The organism is Flavobacterium sp. 123, from assembly GCF_003634825.1.
Taxonomy (GTDB): Bacteria; Bacteroidota; Bacteroidia; order Flavobacteriales; family Flavobacteriaceae; genus Flavobacterium.
On record NZ_RBXD01000001.1, the window covers coordinates 915,718 to 932,330 of the forward strand.

The 16,613-nt window shown below is 32.6% G+C and carries 8 protein-coding genes; all 8 read right to left on the reverse strand.

From position 1 onward, the window contains the following. Window positions 1-20 precede the first annotated feature (20 nt). The 8 genes from sprA to C8C88_RS04235 all read right to left on the reverse strand — a co-directional run bounded on the left by sprA (window position 21) and on the right by C8C88_RS04235 (window position 16,604). Window positions 21-7,169, reverse strand: coding sequence for a cell surface protein SprA (gene sprA / locus C8C88_RS04200; protein ID WP_121336915.1), 7,149 nt, complete (start codon window positions 7,167-7,169; stop codon window positions 21-23). 26 nt (window positions 7,170-7,195) lie between these two features. After that, window positions 7,196-7,777: a Holliday junction branch migration protein RuvA gene (gene ruvA, locus C8C88_RS04205; protein WP_121336916.1), complete on the reverse strand. Its 582-nt coding sequence runs from the start codon at window positions 7,775-7,777 to the stop codon at window positions 7,196-7,198. A gap of 79 nt (window positions 7,778-7,856) precedes the next feature. Continuing rightward, window positions 7,857-10,130, reverse strand: a complete 2,274-nt coding sequence (locus C8C88_RS04210) for an NADP-dependent malic enzyme (protein WP_121336917.1) — start codon at window positions 10,128-10,130, stop codon at window positions 7,857-7,859. 156 nt (window positions 10,131-10,286) lie between these two features. Continuing rightward, window positions 10,287-10,712 (reverse strand): CBS domain-containing protein, encoded by a 426-nt coding sequence (locus C8C88_RS04215; protein WP_121336918.1) that lies wholly within the window; start codon window positions 10,710-10,712, stop codon window positions 10,287-10,289. Window positions 10,713-10,783: 71 nt separating this feature from the next. Further along, on the reverse strand, window positions 10,784-12,649 hold the full coding sequence (locus tag C8C88_RS04220) for a trehalase family glycosidase (RefSeq protein ID WP_121336919.1): 1,866 nt from the start codon (window positions 12,647-12,649) through the stop codon (window positions 10,784-10,786). Then, window positions 12,646-13,860: a sugar MFS transporter gene (locus tag C8C88_RS04225; protein ID WP_121336920.1), complete on the reverse strand. Its 1,215-nt coding sequence runs from the start codon at window positions 13,858-13,860 to the stop codon at window positions 12,646-12,648. Before C8C88_RS04225 ends, C8C88_RS04220 begins: the two co-directional genes overlap by 4 nt. A 74-nt stretch (window positions 13,861-13,934) precedes the next feature. Next, window positions 13,935-15,671 carry a glycosidase gene (locus tag C8C88_RS04230; RefSeq protein ID WP_121336921.1) on the reverse strand — a complete coding sequence of 579 codons (1,737 nt, stop codon included), beginning with the start codon at window positions 15,669-15,671 and terminating at the stop codon, window positions 13,935-13,937. Between the two features lie 6 nt (window positions 15,672-15,677). Beyond that, window positions 15,678-16,604, reverse strand: a complete 927-nt coding sequence (locus C8C88_RS04235) for a carbohydrate kinase family protein (RefSeq protein ID WP_199711391.1) — start codon at window positions 16,602-16,604, stop codon at window positions 15,678-15,680. Window positions 16,605-16,613 lie beyond the last annotated feature (9 nt).

A 16,613-nucleotide genomic window follows, 5' to 3' on the forward strand; every position in this document is an offset into this window, starting at 1 on the left:
TCTTGTTTACATTTTAAAAATTAATTTCCAAAATTATAACGAAGTGTAAATCCAGAACGAATATTTGTCAATGGAAATGAGGTCGAAATTACAGCTTTTGAAAACGAATGATCATAATAGAAAATAGCTGTTAGGTTTTTGCTAAATGCATAATCAGCCTTAATTTTCAAAGACCAAATATTTTGTCCAGCAGCTAATTGATTGTTATCATAATCTAAATAACGAACAATAGTCTGGTTGTTACGATACGCTAAATCAGCCGTTACATTGATATCACTTTTTATAATTCCCGTTGGATTATCTGCTAATCTAGAAGAAAAAATCACATCTTTGAATCGGTAACCTAATCCTACTATATATTCAATACCTTTTACTTCGGTCAATAAATTATTATCAAAACTCATTGACAAAGCCCTATCTTTTTTAATTTCTGTCAATACTTTTAAAGAGCTTTTCAATTCAAAATCAACTCTCACTAATGGACTAAATTGCTCCACTAAGTTGACATTTGACATAATTGTTTTATTATAAAAATTACCACTTGCGTCTGTTCCGTTTGGCGTTCTATCGTATTCGAAATTAGACCTGTAATTGTTAATAGTATAAGAAGCTCTATAATTGTGCTGCAAAGAAATTCGTTTAAAATTCTTTTTGAAAAAACCATAGCGCATCAATCCGTTGTATTTTACTGACCAGTTTGGAATTGGGAAGTTTCTAAAAATTCCTAAAGACACATCGGAGGCATTGCTACCTGAATAAGCTGCTAAAAACGATGGCAATAATACCGCTTGGCTATTTTTACCATATCCTAAAGGATAACCTTCAGCATCAAGATTTATAGGATTACTAATATCAATTCCTCTTTGTGACGCTAATCTATTAGCAACCACAAGTCTGTTTGTTCTGAAATCATCAAAGGCGGCCGAACCATTTTCGTCACTAGTTGAAAAAGATGTTTTAATGAAAACCGCCGAAATAGAGAAAAGTCCATAACTGTATGGCGATCTTGCATTATACTGTCCATTTGTAACATCATATTGTTCTGAAAAATTTTCAGAATACGATCTATCCAAAGACAAATCTATTTTAAGGTCAGGAAATAAATCTATATTTGCTGAAGTTTTAAAAATCTTGTTTGTCACCTGAGAATAATTCTGATTGAAATCTGGGTAAGTAGTAAGCCAACCTTTTTTTGCAGCTTCATATCTTACATCATCCTGACTACCAAAAACAAATCCTAAAGTTGGTTTAGAAGAACCTAAGAAACCTACACTTGGTATATATCCGGGTAATACTGTTCCGCTATTGTACGTATAGTTCATTTGTACATTTTTCACACTAGTCAAAACACCTATCAAACCATCAACAAATAGATTATTTTTAGAGGTTTGTTGGAAATTTGTTTTAACTATTTTCTCTCCAGGTTTTGGAGCTGCTGCTTTCGTTTTTGAAGCAAAACTGTTTTTTGCTTTAGTCAATCCTAAATATTTATACAATGCATCCATATTAAATGTAGCATTCAAATTATTAGAATTAGCATTTTGGATTGTATTTCCTAAGTTATAACTGCTTCCTTCAATTTCTATTTGTGATAACGCATTTGAAGCACGTTGCCAGCTATAATCTCCCGTATATGAATAATTAGCTTTTACAAAACTGAATAATGGTATTTTATTTATTGGTATTTCATAATCCAACTTCAATTGTTGCATATGTTGATTAGGATCTCCAATATCCCAATAGCTATCCCAAATGGTAAAACTATCAATAGGTTCATTCTTATCATTCAAATAGCTTTTCACAATATTACTTGACGAAGCTATATAATTCAACTTTAATGCTTTAGTCAGATTATAATTAAATCCATATTGGTAATTAAAGGCAAAATTTCGTCTGTATAATGGATCAATAGCAATTCCTTGAACGCCATCAACTTGTCTAAACTGCTGACGATTGTACTGTCGAATTATATCTGTATTAAATGAAATATTTGAAGGCAAATAATTAAAATTAAAATCACTTAACATTTTCCAGTAGGTGCTTTTCTTCATGAATTTAGTATTCTTGAATGGCTCCACCGATTTTGGTTGAAAAGTAAATGCATAATCAACGGAGGAATTAACTTGCTGATCGATATAATTTTCTATTTCAAAATCATGACGTTCTACCTCATTTATTGACTGAGAAAAAGTGAAATTTTCTGGGTCATAAATATGTTGTTTTTGTTCTGGTCTTCTTTCTTTTCTTACTCCAATAAAATTAATACTGGTTCGTTTTGTATAATCAATTGCTCTGCTTTTAATATTATCTTTTTCTGAAGCAGCACTATTATCCAATAGTTGTTTCAGTTTAATATCTTGATTAAAAGGATCGTATTCTGGCGTAATTGTTTCTTCACCAATACCATAATTAAATGGTAGATTGATTCCCCATTTTGGAGGCAACAATTTTCCAAGGTTAAAATTCGTTACAATATTATACTGCTGAATATCTTCCCTACTTCTTTCATTAGGCCCTTGTTCCAAAGCACCAAAACCAATTGTGGTCTTTTTACCTGTAGCTGATATAGTTGCAAAATCAGCCATATTTGAATCAATATTCAAAACTGCAGCCATACCACCTTTATTATCCATATCCGCCAAGCGAAGTTCATTGAACCAAACCTCCCCTTTAATATCTTGATGCAAATCATTGTTTTTCACACCGACCATCAAAGTTCTAACCAGACCAAAATTTGGATTCCCTTTTATTCCTATTTTCAATTTAGTGTTTCCATCAGCATCCGCTACACCTGATACATTATCTGGATAATAAATTCCATCTATAGGCAATGTGCTAGGATCAATACTCATGGCCTTAATTTTCAATTTAGTCAATAAATCTAAGGACAAATCAATTTCATTTTCTTCTGGCCAGACAACCTCTGCACTAAGAGAAGAACAATCTGAGGAGGACGAAGAGGAAGGAACGGTAACTTTTAAAGGAATTTCTACTTGATAAAAATTTTGGGTAAAATCATTCCCAAAACGAATAAAACCAATCATCTGATTGTCTTGAATAGAAATTTCATTTGGCAAAGATTCAGCGTGTAAAAACATTTTCAATTTTTTGAATTGACGCATATCTACACTTACATTTTTGAAAACAGCTCTTGAATCTTCTGGTTCTAGTCCATCACCTGACACTCTCAATGATAACGATTGTTCGTTTTGATTAATGATGGTGTTGTTATTATACAATTTTTCTCTAACTACTCCTGGAGGCGTAATATAATTGACAGGACATCTTTCATTATTTTCTTGGACATTAACGGCTAAAACATCTAAATCTGTATTGTCATCATCTACATTAGTATCATTAAAATCTAATGTTTTAGTATATCTTCTCCATTCGCCACGCACTAAATCCAAAGCTCCAAAACGTACTGTAACTTGCTCATTAAAGCCTGTCATAAACATTCGCATAAAGCGTATCGATCTAAAATCAGAAATATTCCCAATAGTGTTTTCTGGTTGTGAAACAGGTATTTTGAACTGAATCCATCTTGCCTCAGTAGTTGAACCATTTGGCAACTCTACTTGTGTGTTTCTGATATCAGTAATATAATTTTGTCCAACACTCATATTTGGCTGAAGATTAATACTGTATTCATAATACGCATTGATTGTATTCATGGTATTATCTCTATTGATATCTTCCACATCTGGAACCGTAGACGCTCCTCTATTGATATCATTTATATCAACAGCTGAATTCCCGTCAACTCCATTATAGTTTTTATAACGATCTGTAAGATTTCCTGAAGAATTGAGGTAATAGGTATAATCATCACCAGCAGGATCAGATTCAGAAGCATAATTATTATATATCGAAGCCTCTTTTGCATTAGGCAAACCATCCAAACCTATATCTTGATTGGTTCGGTTATTTGTGTTGTTATCAAAAGCATATATCAAAGATTGTGAAGCGGGAACATCACCCCAAATTGGTTGTGGATTTGTCAATATTTGGTCTGGTCCAAGTCCATTTTCATATTGTTTTCTTCCATCTTTCAAAATATCTTCTGAAAGTTCTCCTAAGTTGAAATATATTTTACCTGTATTAGAAGCTGGAACTGCTCCACTACCAACATAAGGATCTAAAACCCAAAACTGAATATACTCAACATTTCCTTGCTCAAAATTAGTCGAGCTTAAAGAACGCATAATTCCTCCAAAATTATCTCTTGGATTTGTTCCAATGTTTGAATTGTTATTATACGGCCCTCTATCAGATGGATAATAACTCAAATCCAAAGTGTTTACAATTTGAGATTGTCCTTGCGCGATATCAGTCAATGGATATAACTCTTCACTGTAAATTCTTCGGGTTGTGTTTAATGACAAATCATCATTAGTAATTCCTGATGGTTTTTGAGTGTAAAAAATAGGGTCAATTGAATACCATGATAATTTTGCTCTTTTAAAGCCATAACTCAAATCATTTGCACTTTCATTAAAATTATACATGCTTTCGGCATCATTGACTGGAGTTGAAGATAAACTCCAAGAATACGGTGAACGCATGTCTATAGTAGATTGTGAACCTTCAAAATCATCAACATAAATAGTAGATTCTCCTTGAAATTGATCGGCTTTTGGGGTATCTGGTTTCAAAAAAGCAATTTCTCCTCTCACCGAAAGATTTGAAGGAACATCCGTATCAATATTTGGCAACTTGTTAACCAAACGAGTTAAAAAAGGAACTTCCGTTGAAAAATTAGTGTTGAATCCAAAAATGGTATTGTTAACTGATTCTTGTCCAAAACTAGATTTTTGAGTAAATGGTTTTTCGGTCATTTTTAAGAAAGTGGCACCTACCAAAAATTTATCTGATATTTTGTGCTCTACATTCACCCCCATAAATTGTCGGGTTTGTTGACCAAAAATAGAATTGTTTTCTAACGAAACCTGAATTGGTGTATTAGAAGCTTGTAAAGAAGGGTCCAAAATCTGAACTCTTCCTAATTGATAATTAACACTATAATCAACTCCTTCAACTAAAACTCTTCCACCAGCGGTAACAACTACTGATCCTTGTGGCACATTAAAAGCACCTATAGGAATTCCATCCCCACTTGATGATTTATATTTTCCTCGCAATAAGAATTTGTTTTTATCACTGTCTTGTAAAGCTCCTGATTGTGTATTTCGATACATGCTTCGGAATACATATTTTTTTTGATTTGCGTTATAGGTATTTACATCACTATAGGTTTCTCCCGAACCTGGATTTGATAATTTAGAAAACAATAATTCTCCAAAAGGTTCTTTGGTCGTAAATATGATTCGCCCGTTTTGAGCATCTACAGTTAGACCTTGCATAAAATCAAAAAATCCATCACCTCCCGTTTGTGGATCATTATTATAATTTAGTTTATCTAAATTGAATACTTTAAGCAAAGGTGTTTCGGCTACTTTGTTTTCAGGCAAAGGATTAGAAGGAAATGGACTTCCGGCCTCGGTAATATAATTCAACGGGGAAGGATCCGTATACAAAATATTAAATCTGAAATCTTCTTGTTTTAACTGATATCCCCCTTGAATCTGATAAATGTTTTTCATCATTAAATTCCAAACAGGATTTTTGACATTGGTTAAATTACTTTTCAGCATTTTCAAAACCAAACTTTGAGTAATAATACTTTTATTTGAATTAGTATTAGTATTTCCTCCAACAACCGTAGCATCTACTCCGTCATTTCCAAATTCACCCACTTGATAGACTTTGTCTCCAATGGTGTATTGATAAGCAACAGCAAGAATTTCATCATTAGCTAATTTTTGTTGTAACGAAATGTATCCTAATTGAGCATTATAGGTATATTCATTCGGATTTAATTTTCGGGCGTTTTCTAACTTCGAATAATCTTGTCCTTCGCTTACAGTGGTATTAAAACCTGAATTTGAAGTTACAATTTCTCGAATATTAGAATTTAATAAACCTGTGCCAGCTTCTATCTGCGCCGGATCATAATCATTGTTTTTATTGTCCGTAGGCGAATCAATAGGATTGTTGAAAATTCCCGCTGAAGGATCTAGCACAACTACTTCATTATCTGGAATCCCTGATAATTGTCCTTCCCCTAAATCCTGAAGTGCAATAATATTTCTTAAATTATTATTCGTTGTTGTAACCCTGTTTTGTTTGTTTGTAACCCAAACTTCCAATCTCGAAATTTGAACTCTACTGTCTATAAATGGATAATTTTTTAAAGAAGCATCGTATCTATTTCTGAAATATTGTGACAAGAAAAAGTGTCTGTCATTATCATAATCAAGAGCGAAAATATCAAAATTTTGAACGGTTCCTCCACCTTCTGCAACGATGCTTTTGGTTTGTGATTTTTGTTCTGAAAAAACTCCCGTAACTGTAGTTTTACCAAATTTCAATTGCGTTTTAACCCCAAATAAACTTTGAGCGCCTCGAATCAAAGAACTATTCAAAGGCATGCTTACATTTCCGACTTCAATTTTTTGAATGATGTCATCCTCGGTTGGAGCGTATTCTAATTTGATTAAATTCTGAAATGCAAAAGTTGATTGTGTATCATAATTAGCATTTACATTCAATCGCGTTCCTACTTTACCCATCAAACTCATGCTAATTCTTTGATCAAAATCAAAAGAAGTATTTGATCTGTTTCTAGGAGAAAAAGAAGGGTTATCTTGTTTTGTGTACCGCATCCCTAAATCCATTTCAACAGATCCGGTAGGTTTCACATCAATAGTATTACTACCAAAAATGGATTCAAAAAAACCTGATTTCACATAGTATCTTGGTAATAAATCCTTTTTGGCATCTTCACTGCCTGTTTTTTTACCATCAATTGCATCTACTTTACTTTTGAAATACTCCCGCATGGATTCTTTCAAAACTAAATTTTCGTATTCTTTTGGGGTTAAAATAATAGGATAATTGATAGAAAATCCATCAACGGAATTTGTATAAACATACCGATCCGTAACTGGATCATACGTATAAGCAGAAAGAATACTTTGAGGGTTTTTTATTTGAACTTTCCCTACAGAAAATCCAGACTTAACAGTATCTTGAGCCTTTTCATTTACTTGGGCCTGAGATACAAAACCACAAAATAAAATTAGTACTAAAACACAAATTTTATTCATATAATTTTAGTGTTACTTTTATGCTTTTATAAGCTTTTTAAAGCTTTTTTAATAATTGATTCAACAGTAGCTTCTGGATCTTCTTTTATGATTTTTTCTATAACTTTCTCTGACGCTTTTCTAACAAAACCTAAAACCTCCAAAGCAGATAACGCTTCATCTCGATTTGTATTGCTCTGAGACATAGAAACTTCATCTAAATCATACAATTTCAAAACCTTTTCCTTTAAATCAAGAATTACCCTTTGTGCGGTTTTACTACCAATACCTTTTATGGATTGAATTGTAACTACATCTCCAGATGCTATTGCATTTGTAATTTGTTTTGGATCTAAAGAGGAAAGCATAGTTCTAGCAATACTTGCCCCAATTCCAGATACAGACAATAACATTTTGAATATTTCTCTTTCAGATTTTTCAACAAAACCAAATAGTGTATGTGCATCTTCTTTTATTTGAAGATGCGTAAATAATTTTATAAAATCCGTATTAGGAAGTAGTGAATAGGTATGTAATGAAATATTAACATGGTATCCAACGCCTCCACAATCTATAACGACTTGTGTTGGTGTTTTTTCTACTAGTTTCCCTTGCAAATGTGCTATCATATAGATTTTATATTATCAAATATAATAAAATTAAACTTACTTTTTTGGGCAAGCTTCCATTCTATTTTTCAACTCAAATTTATTTTTTTTCCTTCTCTTGAGCATCAATAACCGCAATAGCCGCCATATTGACCATTTCTTCAACACTTGCTCCTAACTGGAATATATGAACTGGTTTACCCATTCCTAACATTATTGGTCCAATTGAGTCTACTTTGTTAAGTTCTTTCATCAATTTATAGGTAATATTAGCTGATTCTAAATTAGGAAAAATCAATGTATTTACTTTTTTTCCAGCTAATTTAGAAAACGGGAATTTTTTCTCCAACATCTCAGGATTAAGCGCAAAATCAGCTTGAAGCTCTCCATCAACTATCATGTCAGGGTAATTTTTATGCAAATAAGCTACTGCTTCTCTTACTTTTCCAGCGCTTTCATTCGTTGAAGAACCAAAATTAGAATAAGAAACCATTGCAATAACAGGTTCAACCCCAAACATTTTTGCAGCATTTGAAGTCATGATTGCAATTTTTGCCAAATCTTCTGCAGATGGATTAATATTAATTGCTGTATCTGACAAAAACATTGGCCCACGAGCAGTCATCATCATATTTGTTGTTGCCACAATAGAAACTCCAGGTGCTTTATCAATAAGCTGCAGCATCGGTTTTACTACTGAAGGATAACTTCTAGAATGACCAGAAACTAGTGCATCAGCTTGCCCTACATTTACCATCATAGCAGCAAAATAATTTCTTTCACGCATCAATTTTTGAGCGTCTAATAATGAGATTCCTCTTCTTTGTCTAGTTTTCCAATAGGTTGTAGCAAAACTATTTTTTCTCTCTTCTTCAGCAGCTTCTTTTGGATCAATAATTGGAACATCGGCAACAAAACCTATTTCCGCTTTTAGCTCCATAATAACTTCTTTATTTCCTAATAAAATTGGGAAACCAATACCTTCTTCCAAAACAATTTGAGCCGCTTTAAGAACATCTAAATGATCTGCTTCTGCAAAAACAATACGTTTTGGATCGTTTTTAGCTCTATTTGTTATCAATCGAACCATTTTATTATCGTTGCCTAATCGATCTAATAAAATTTCTTCATAGGCATTCCAATCTGTAATAGGATTTAAGGCAACTCCAGAGTCCATTGCTGCTTTTGCAACAGCAGGTGCAACAACGGTAATCAATCGTGGATCAAAAGGAGATGGGATAATATATTCACGTCCAAAAGTTAATTTTTTAGCTCCATAGGCAATATTTACCTGTTCTGGCACATGCTCTTTTGCTAATGCTGCTAATGCTCTAACAGCCGCCATTTTCATAGCTTCGTTGATTTTAGTAGCTCGTACATCTAATGCTCCTCTAAAAATATATGGAAACCCAAGTACATTATTCACTTGATTAGGAAAATCAGATCTTCCCGTGGCCATAATAACATCTTTTCTAGTTGCAATTGCTAGGTTATAATCTATTTCAGGAACTGGATTTGCCATCGCAAAAACAATAGGATTTTCAGCCATACCTAATAACATTTTTGGTGTCATAATATCCCCTGACGACAATCCTAAAAATATATCTGCATCAACTAATGCTTCTTCAAGACTTATTGAAGGCATATCTTTAGCATATTGTTGTTGCAAATCTGACAATGATGGATTTCCTTTTGTTAATAGTCCTTTGCTGTTAAACATGTAAATATTTTCAAGTTTAACACCAAGCAAAATATATAAATTTGCACATGCTAAAGCTGCAGATCCTGCACCAGAAACAACCATCTTCATATCTTCCGCTTTTTTTCCTGCAAGTTCTAGTGCGTTCAAAAGTGCTGCTGAAGATATAATTGCTGTTCCATGTTGATCATCATGCATCACTGGGATATCTAATTCTTCAACTAAACGTCTTTCTATTTCAAAAGATTCAGGGGCTTTAATATCTTCTAGGTTTATTCCACCAAAAGTTGGCGCTATATTTTTTACTGTTTGAATGAATTCTTCAATATTTTTTGTGCTTATTTCAATGTCGAATACATCGATTCCTGCAAAAATTTTGAACAACAAGCCTTTTCCTTCCATTACAGGTTTTGAAGCTTCTGGACCTATATCTCCCAATCCTAAAACTGCGGTTCCATTAGTAATTACAGCAACTAAATTTCCTTTTGTAGTATACTTATAGACATTGTTAACGTCCTTTGCAATTTCCAAACATGGCTCGGCAACTCCGGGTGAATATGCCAAAGATAAATCTCTTTGCGTCGCATATTTCTTAGTTGGAACTACTTGAATTTTACCTGGCTGGGGCTTTGCATGATATAATAACGCCTCTCTTCTTTTGCTGTTTTGATCCATTTTGTCAGATTTTATACTAGATTACAAAGATAAGAGTCTTGATCTAAAAAAAGAGGACTTTTACTCCATTCTTTTGCATAAAACAAACTTCCATTTTGAATTAAAAAAAAAGCCGCATTAATATGCAGCTTTATTTAAGATTATTTCTTGTTCTTTTTATTGCGTAATATAGGAGTTCAAATGTTGAATAGTATCTTTTTGAATTTCAATAATTGCTTTAACCACATCACTTATAGAAATGATCCCTATAACAATATTATTTTCTATAACTGGTAAATGCCTCACCCTTTTACCGTTCATTAATTCCATACAAGACTCCAGATTGTCAGTAAGTTTTACTGTAACAACATCCGTCTCCATGATTTCACAAACTAAGGCATTCTTAGACGATTTAGCTTTCAAAACAATTTTTCTGGCATAATCTCTCTCCGATAAAATCCCTTTCAAAACTGTATCTTCAATAACAAGTATAGCTCCAATATTTTTTTCGCTCATCACTGTCAATGCTTCGTATACAGTATTCGTAGGAAGTACTGAATAAACTTCCTTCCCCTTTGTGCTTAAAATTTGATCTACAGTCATGATAAATAAGTTAGAATGAATTATAAAGTTAAAAAAAATATCGTTCGAAAAACAAAAAAATTAATTTACTTCTAAAATAATTCATTTGGAGAAACTAATTCATTTAGCTTCTCTTTCAAATTATTATGCAAAATCTTCAGTCCAAACTGATAGGACGCATTTACCCAACCAAAACCTTCTTTTGCGATATAATCAAACTCAGTACCTACATTGCCATATTCAGCAAAAACTTTATGAGAACTGATTTCTAAATCAAATTTTTCCGGAATTGTACCATTATATTCCACTGCATTTTTAGTAATAAGCCAAAGCCATCTATAAACCATTTCTTGCGCTTTGTCAAAGAATTTATACTTGACTAACCCTTCCCATAACAAAATTTGATGTGGTGCCCAGCCAAAAGGATAATCCCATTGTCGTTGTGGTCCGTCATCTGAAAAAAGATCAGAACTAGTTTTAGTACTTCCTGTAATTCCGCCCGTTTTTATAAAATGAGGCAAAGCAACTTCAACTAATTTCTTAGCTTGATTATCGCTACAAAGTCCAGCCCATAATGGGAAGAAAGTTGTTGCTGCTTCAAAAGGAAATTGTTTTTTGTTTACAAAATCATAATCAAAATACATTCCTGCATCTTCATTCCAGCACAATTCATTTATTTTTTCTTTTCTAATATCTGCTTTTTGTTCCCAGTCTTTCGAAGTATAGGTTACATCTTGAGCTTTAAAACTTCCATTAAAATACTCCTTTATTAAATAGGCAATATCTTTTTCATATTTATAAAGGAAGCTATTTATATCAACCGAATTTAGATTAGCACACATATTTATAAGCCTATCCGTAGTATCATGACCACTTTCTCTTAAACTTCTATCGTGAACAAAATACAAATCAAGCTCAGGATCTACTAGAGTTCGCTCTAAATATTGTTTTTCAAAATCTCGAATTGGCAAATTATATTTTTTTGCAAATGGCTCCAAAACATCATCAAAATGTCCTGGCTCTACCTCAAATGGCATTCCTACACCATCCGCTTTATACCTATTTAAACCCGTTGGCGTCAATCGGTTTCCTTGTTCCATCCAGACGGTATTGTATTCTAAAATCACCGTTTCAAGATGATCTTGTAACCAATCTGAACTTGGGACTTTTTGTTTTACAATATCAATAAGCAAAGAAGAATACAAAGGTGGCTGCGTTCTAGTTAAGTAATAACTTCTGTTGGCGTTTAGAATTTTTCCATAATGAATAATTTGATATTTAAAATTATCCGCAATTGCCATGGCCTTGTCCAGCTGATTATCTATCAACAAACCAACACCAATAAAATAACTATCCCAACCATACATTTCATTAAATCTTCCTCCTGGAACAACAAATGGAACGCCTTGTAAACCATCTGCTTTTTGTTCTAATGCTAAAGCTAAAATACCCGGTTTTTTATTTAAGGTTTCCACATATTCCATTGTGAAATTTTCTGGAAGAATCCCTAATTTAAAATTCTTAAGCTCTTTTTCTAAGTCTTGGAAATAAGCAACTCCTCTTTTATCTTTTGCAGAAATATAAAGAGTAGGAATCTCATTCGTTGTTTTTTCGTCTTGAAGAATTTGAGCTAATCCTTTTTTGTCAATAGTTCGAGTCAGTTCATTCCAATAATCATCTCTGATTTTTCTTGAAATTCTTTCTACTGGATTTTCTTGAATTCGGTTTAAATCAACCGATCCAATTTCACAGTTCTGCTCTTTTAATTGTGCTAATTCTTGCAAAAGATTAGACAAATGATAAGTGCCTTCTATGGTTTTTTCTTGTTTCGTAGTTTCGTCAACTAAAACAAACTTTTTAGGACCAGTATCATCCTTAGTGATTTTTTTATCTTTATCAGTATCTTCTTGAAGCAATAACTCATTAAATACTTTGTCTATGTTAAGAGAGAATTTCATTTTTTAGCAGTAAGATTTTTTAAAATAAAAAAAGAGATAAGTAACAACGACATTGGAATTAAAGTGTAATAAAAAGCATTTTCAGGCCCTTCATTTTTAAACAAGTACCCAATAATCCTTGACCCTAAAGTTCCTCCCAATGCTGAAAAAACAACAATTAATCCTGTCATGGAGCTGTGCATTTTTTTTGGCAAAGCACTCAAAACAACAGAATTCAGTAGCGGATAAATAGGCGCAATAAAAAGCCCTACTAATGGAAATGCGAATCCTATTAAAGGAATATCACCTAATGAATTGATTTCTTTAACATCTAATCCAACTGTTTTTGGAAGTACAAAAATAACAATCAGCATAGCCGCAATAATACAAAAACTAAGTACCCAAATCCAGTTTATTTTTTTAGTTATTATTCCAGCCAAAAGTCTTCCCGCTGCTAAAGTAATTGCAAGAATACTCGCCATCATTATACTAATATTCTGAGGAAGATGAAGCACTTTACTATTAAAAGTAGGTAGCCAAGACATTATTCCTTGTTCAATCATAACAAACAAGAAAGCACTAATTACAAAAACAATAGTCAAAAGCTTAGCAAACAATTTAAACATTTGAGCAAAATCATCCGCTAAATTGACTCCCGGAATTTCCGCTTGATTCTCGAATTTTGCAAAAAACAAAAACACGAAAGATACTAATGAAATCCCTGCCAAAAGCCAATACACATTCAACCATGAATCAGGATTTGTATCGGAATTGAACGCTGGAAATAAGAAATAAGCTAATGCAATTCCTATCATAAAAACACCCTCAATACTACTCATCATACTATTGTGTTCTTGCTGATTCTCTGTAATGGTTCCAATCAAAGAATAAACCGAAACTTTAATCAAAGCAAAAGAAACTCCAACGGTTGCAAAAAGTATTTTCGCCGCAGTAAAAGAATTTCCAAAATACATGCTTATACAAGCAACAGAAACTAATGCTAATCCAATAAGCATTGCTCTTTTGTAACCAATTCTAGGTAAAAAAGAAGCTACTAAAAAAGAAACAATTGCAATCGGAAGATCTTTAAATGCTTCCAGAATACTAGCTTGTAGTTCATCAACACCATAATTTGCTTGTGCTTTCAGAATTACAATTCCTACGCTGTTCAGCAAAATTGCAAACACAAAATAATTGAGGTACATGGCAATCTTAACGGTGTTTTTTTGCATTATTTCTTTATTTATTAATTGGTTAGTATTTATGAATCCACATTTAACTGGTAATTTTCCGATTGCAGTATAAATTAAAAACTCATGGTATTTATCACATCATTTTCCGAATGGTCAATTGTAAAACGATTGGTTTGAAGATCTGCCTTTAGATGTGCTACTGCTGTTCCATTTACCCATTTGATATCTATAACAGCATCAACGGCATCATTTATTTCTATATGACCCGAAAATGCAGCTGAAGTATTTCTTAAGTGCATGATTTCGAGTTGTTTTTTTACAACTTCGGTTTTCAACCCTTGCTGAATATCGTTCCTGGTCAATGTGGTACGATTAATTTCTTTGTGTCCAGCACTACCTCCATTATCTGCCGCTTCATAATTATTTTTACCCGCAAAAATATCTAAATACCAAACCTGAGGAATTCCTGGCATAAACATTTGGATAACTCTTGCAAGAAGTAACTTTTGTTCGTCTTCTCCTAATGCGCTAAAAAATGTTGCATTTATTTGATAATAAGAAATTTTGTTTCCTGAAGGATCGTAAAGATTCTTAACACGACCACCACGTTCCATGATTTTATTCATGATACTTTCAATCTCAGTATCCTCTAATAATCCTTTATTATAAGCTCCATTTATTTCTTTGCCTTTTAAATCTAGAACAGGTATTCCATCATGGCAACCAAGCATATTTACTGTTTTATATCCTTTAGCAATAATTTCCTTAGCCCAAGTCAACAAGGCTTTACTCGTTTTATTTTCGATAGTATGTATCGCTAAACCAGGTAAGAAAAAGTCATAAATATAATATCCTTTATCAGCTACCTCATCATGTAAATGCAAACCATATTCTGCGTGAATTTCCGGCAATAGCATCAAATTATTTTGTTCTGCAATTTTCTTAATACGCTCTAAATATTCCCAAGTTCCTGGTTTATTAAAAAAATTGGATTCCCCTACTTGTTTATGCAAATAGGCAAAAGCGTCTAATCTAAGAATGTTACAACCATAGCCATTCAGTTTCTTTAATGTTTCCTCGTAGAAATTCCATACTAAAGGCGACGCAGCATTAACATCCATTTGTCCTAAATAAGAACGTTTTTGTTCTACAATTTGTAAAATTTCTGATTTCAAAGGAGTACAATCTTTAAAATCAATGGTCGTAAAATCTTTATTATCCTTAATTGCGTCATTAACAATGGCAACAATAAATTGTTTTTGCTCTTCTGTTAAAGCTTTTATATTTTGTAAATCCGCAATAGTAATCGGGTTATAGGTTATTTGCTGATAAAAAGTGTTCCAATAAGGCTGTTCTGAACCATCTGGGAAACGTACTTTCAATATAGGCAAACCCGACTTTCTCATAAACAATTTATTGAGAAATTCTGGATTTGGAATTACAATTCCATCTTCATTTTTAACTCCATTTCCTTCCCAGAATTCATTCCAATTGATAAAAAAATCTTTAAATTTAGATTCATTACCATATTGTAACATATCTTTAAACTGAGGAGAAGCTACAGAAAGATGATTTAATACAATGTCAAATTTCAGCTTTATCTGAAGCTCATCCAAGTCCTTTAAATCTTTTGTATCGACCAAATCTTTATTAATATCATAATCAATAATAGAGAAACCTCTATCTAAATCACTATTAAAAAAAGTTGGCAAAACGTATAGTAAAGAAAACACATCTTTAAAATCGGTCATTTTAAGCATGGATATAGTATCGCTAAATTTTTCTCCAATACTATCTGGATAAACATTCAGCATTACACCATTACTTATTTTTGTATTATTTTGTTGCATGGTGTTTTATAAAAGTTTAGAAAGGATATTGATGTTATCCGGTAATCGTCCTACATTTTGCAGTTTTAAAGCGGCTAATTTTAAAGCGATATCCAAACATTCATTAATTGATTTTTCTTTTATATAAGCAAATAAAAATCCAGACCAAAAAGCATCACCTGCTCCAGTGGAGTCCATAACTTTGTCAATTTTTATTGCTGGCATTTGTATTACTTCTTTCCCTTTTTGAGATAATTTAACTCCTTTGCTACCTAAAGTTAAGCAAACAGTGTCCACTCCTTGTTGGTGAAAAAATTCAAATATCTCGTCATGAGGAAGTTCTTTCTCAAAAAGACGCAACATATCATCTTCACTAATTTTTATTAATGGATTAAACTGACAATAGGTTTTGATTACTTTGAAAGCTTTCTCTTGACTTTTCCACAACTTTCTTGCATAGTTAACATCAATACTTAGCTTACATCCTAAATCGTAAGCTTCTTTTGCTTTCTTCAAAATCGTTTTCTGTGCAGGATTTTTACTTAATGCAAAACAGGTAGTATGAAATATTTTTGTATGAGATAATATTTCCTTTGAAATTTGTTCCTCATAAATACAACAATCTGCTGAACGGTATGGTATAAAATCAGGTGTACCTTCAGATCTTGAAACAAAAATCACACTAGTTGATTTATCATCTAGAACGTTAACATGGTTTGTATTTATACCAACACTCGTTAATCGTTCTGTAATATAGGATCCAAAACCATCGTTTCCAACAGTTGCAACCATAATGGTATTTAAACCTAATCGCGTTGAATTCATAGCAACATTAGTAGGCGATCCTCCTAAATACCTATGATAATCTCTAGTTCCACTAATAAGCACGCCTTCTTGATGACCAATAAAATCTACAAGAACTTCACCCACACAAAGGATGTCAATTTCATTCATATTATTTAT

Bases quoted from the DNA above. Each gene is read 5' to 3' on its own strand.
- sprA (WP_121336915.1), bottom strand. From the start codon at position 7,169: ATGAATAAAATTTGTGTTTTAGTACTAATTTTATTTTGTGGTTTTGTA.
- ruvA (WP_121336916.1), bottom strand. From the start codon at position 7,777: ATGATAGCACATTTGCAAGGGAAACTAGTAGAAAAAACACCAACACAA.
- C8C88_RS04210 (WP_121336917.1), bottom strand. From the start codon at position 10,130: ATGGATCAAAACAGCAAAAGAAGAGAGGCGTTATTATATCATGCAAAG.
- C8C88_RS04215 (WP_121336918.1), bottom strand. From the start codon at position 10,712: ATGACTGTAGATCAAATTTTAAGCACAAAGGGGAAGGAAGTTTATTCA.
- C8C88_RS04220 (WP_121336919.1), bottom strand. From the start codon at position 12,649: ATGAAATTCTCTCTTAACATAGACAAAGTATTTAATGAGTTATTGCTT.
- C8C88_RS04225 (WP_121336920.1), bottom strand. From the start codon at position 13,860: ATGCAAAAAAACACCGTTAAGATTGCCATGTACCTCAATTATTTTGTG.
- C8C88_RS04230 (WP_121336921.1), bottom strand. From the start codon at position 15,671: ATGCAACAAAATAATACAAAAATAAGTAATGGTGTAATGCTGAATGTT.
- C8C88_RS04235 (WP_199711391.1), bottom strand. From the start codon at position 16,604: ATGAATGAAATTGACATCCTTTGTGTGGGTGAAGTTCTTGTAGATTTT.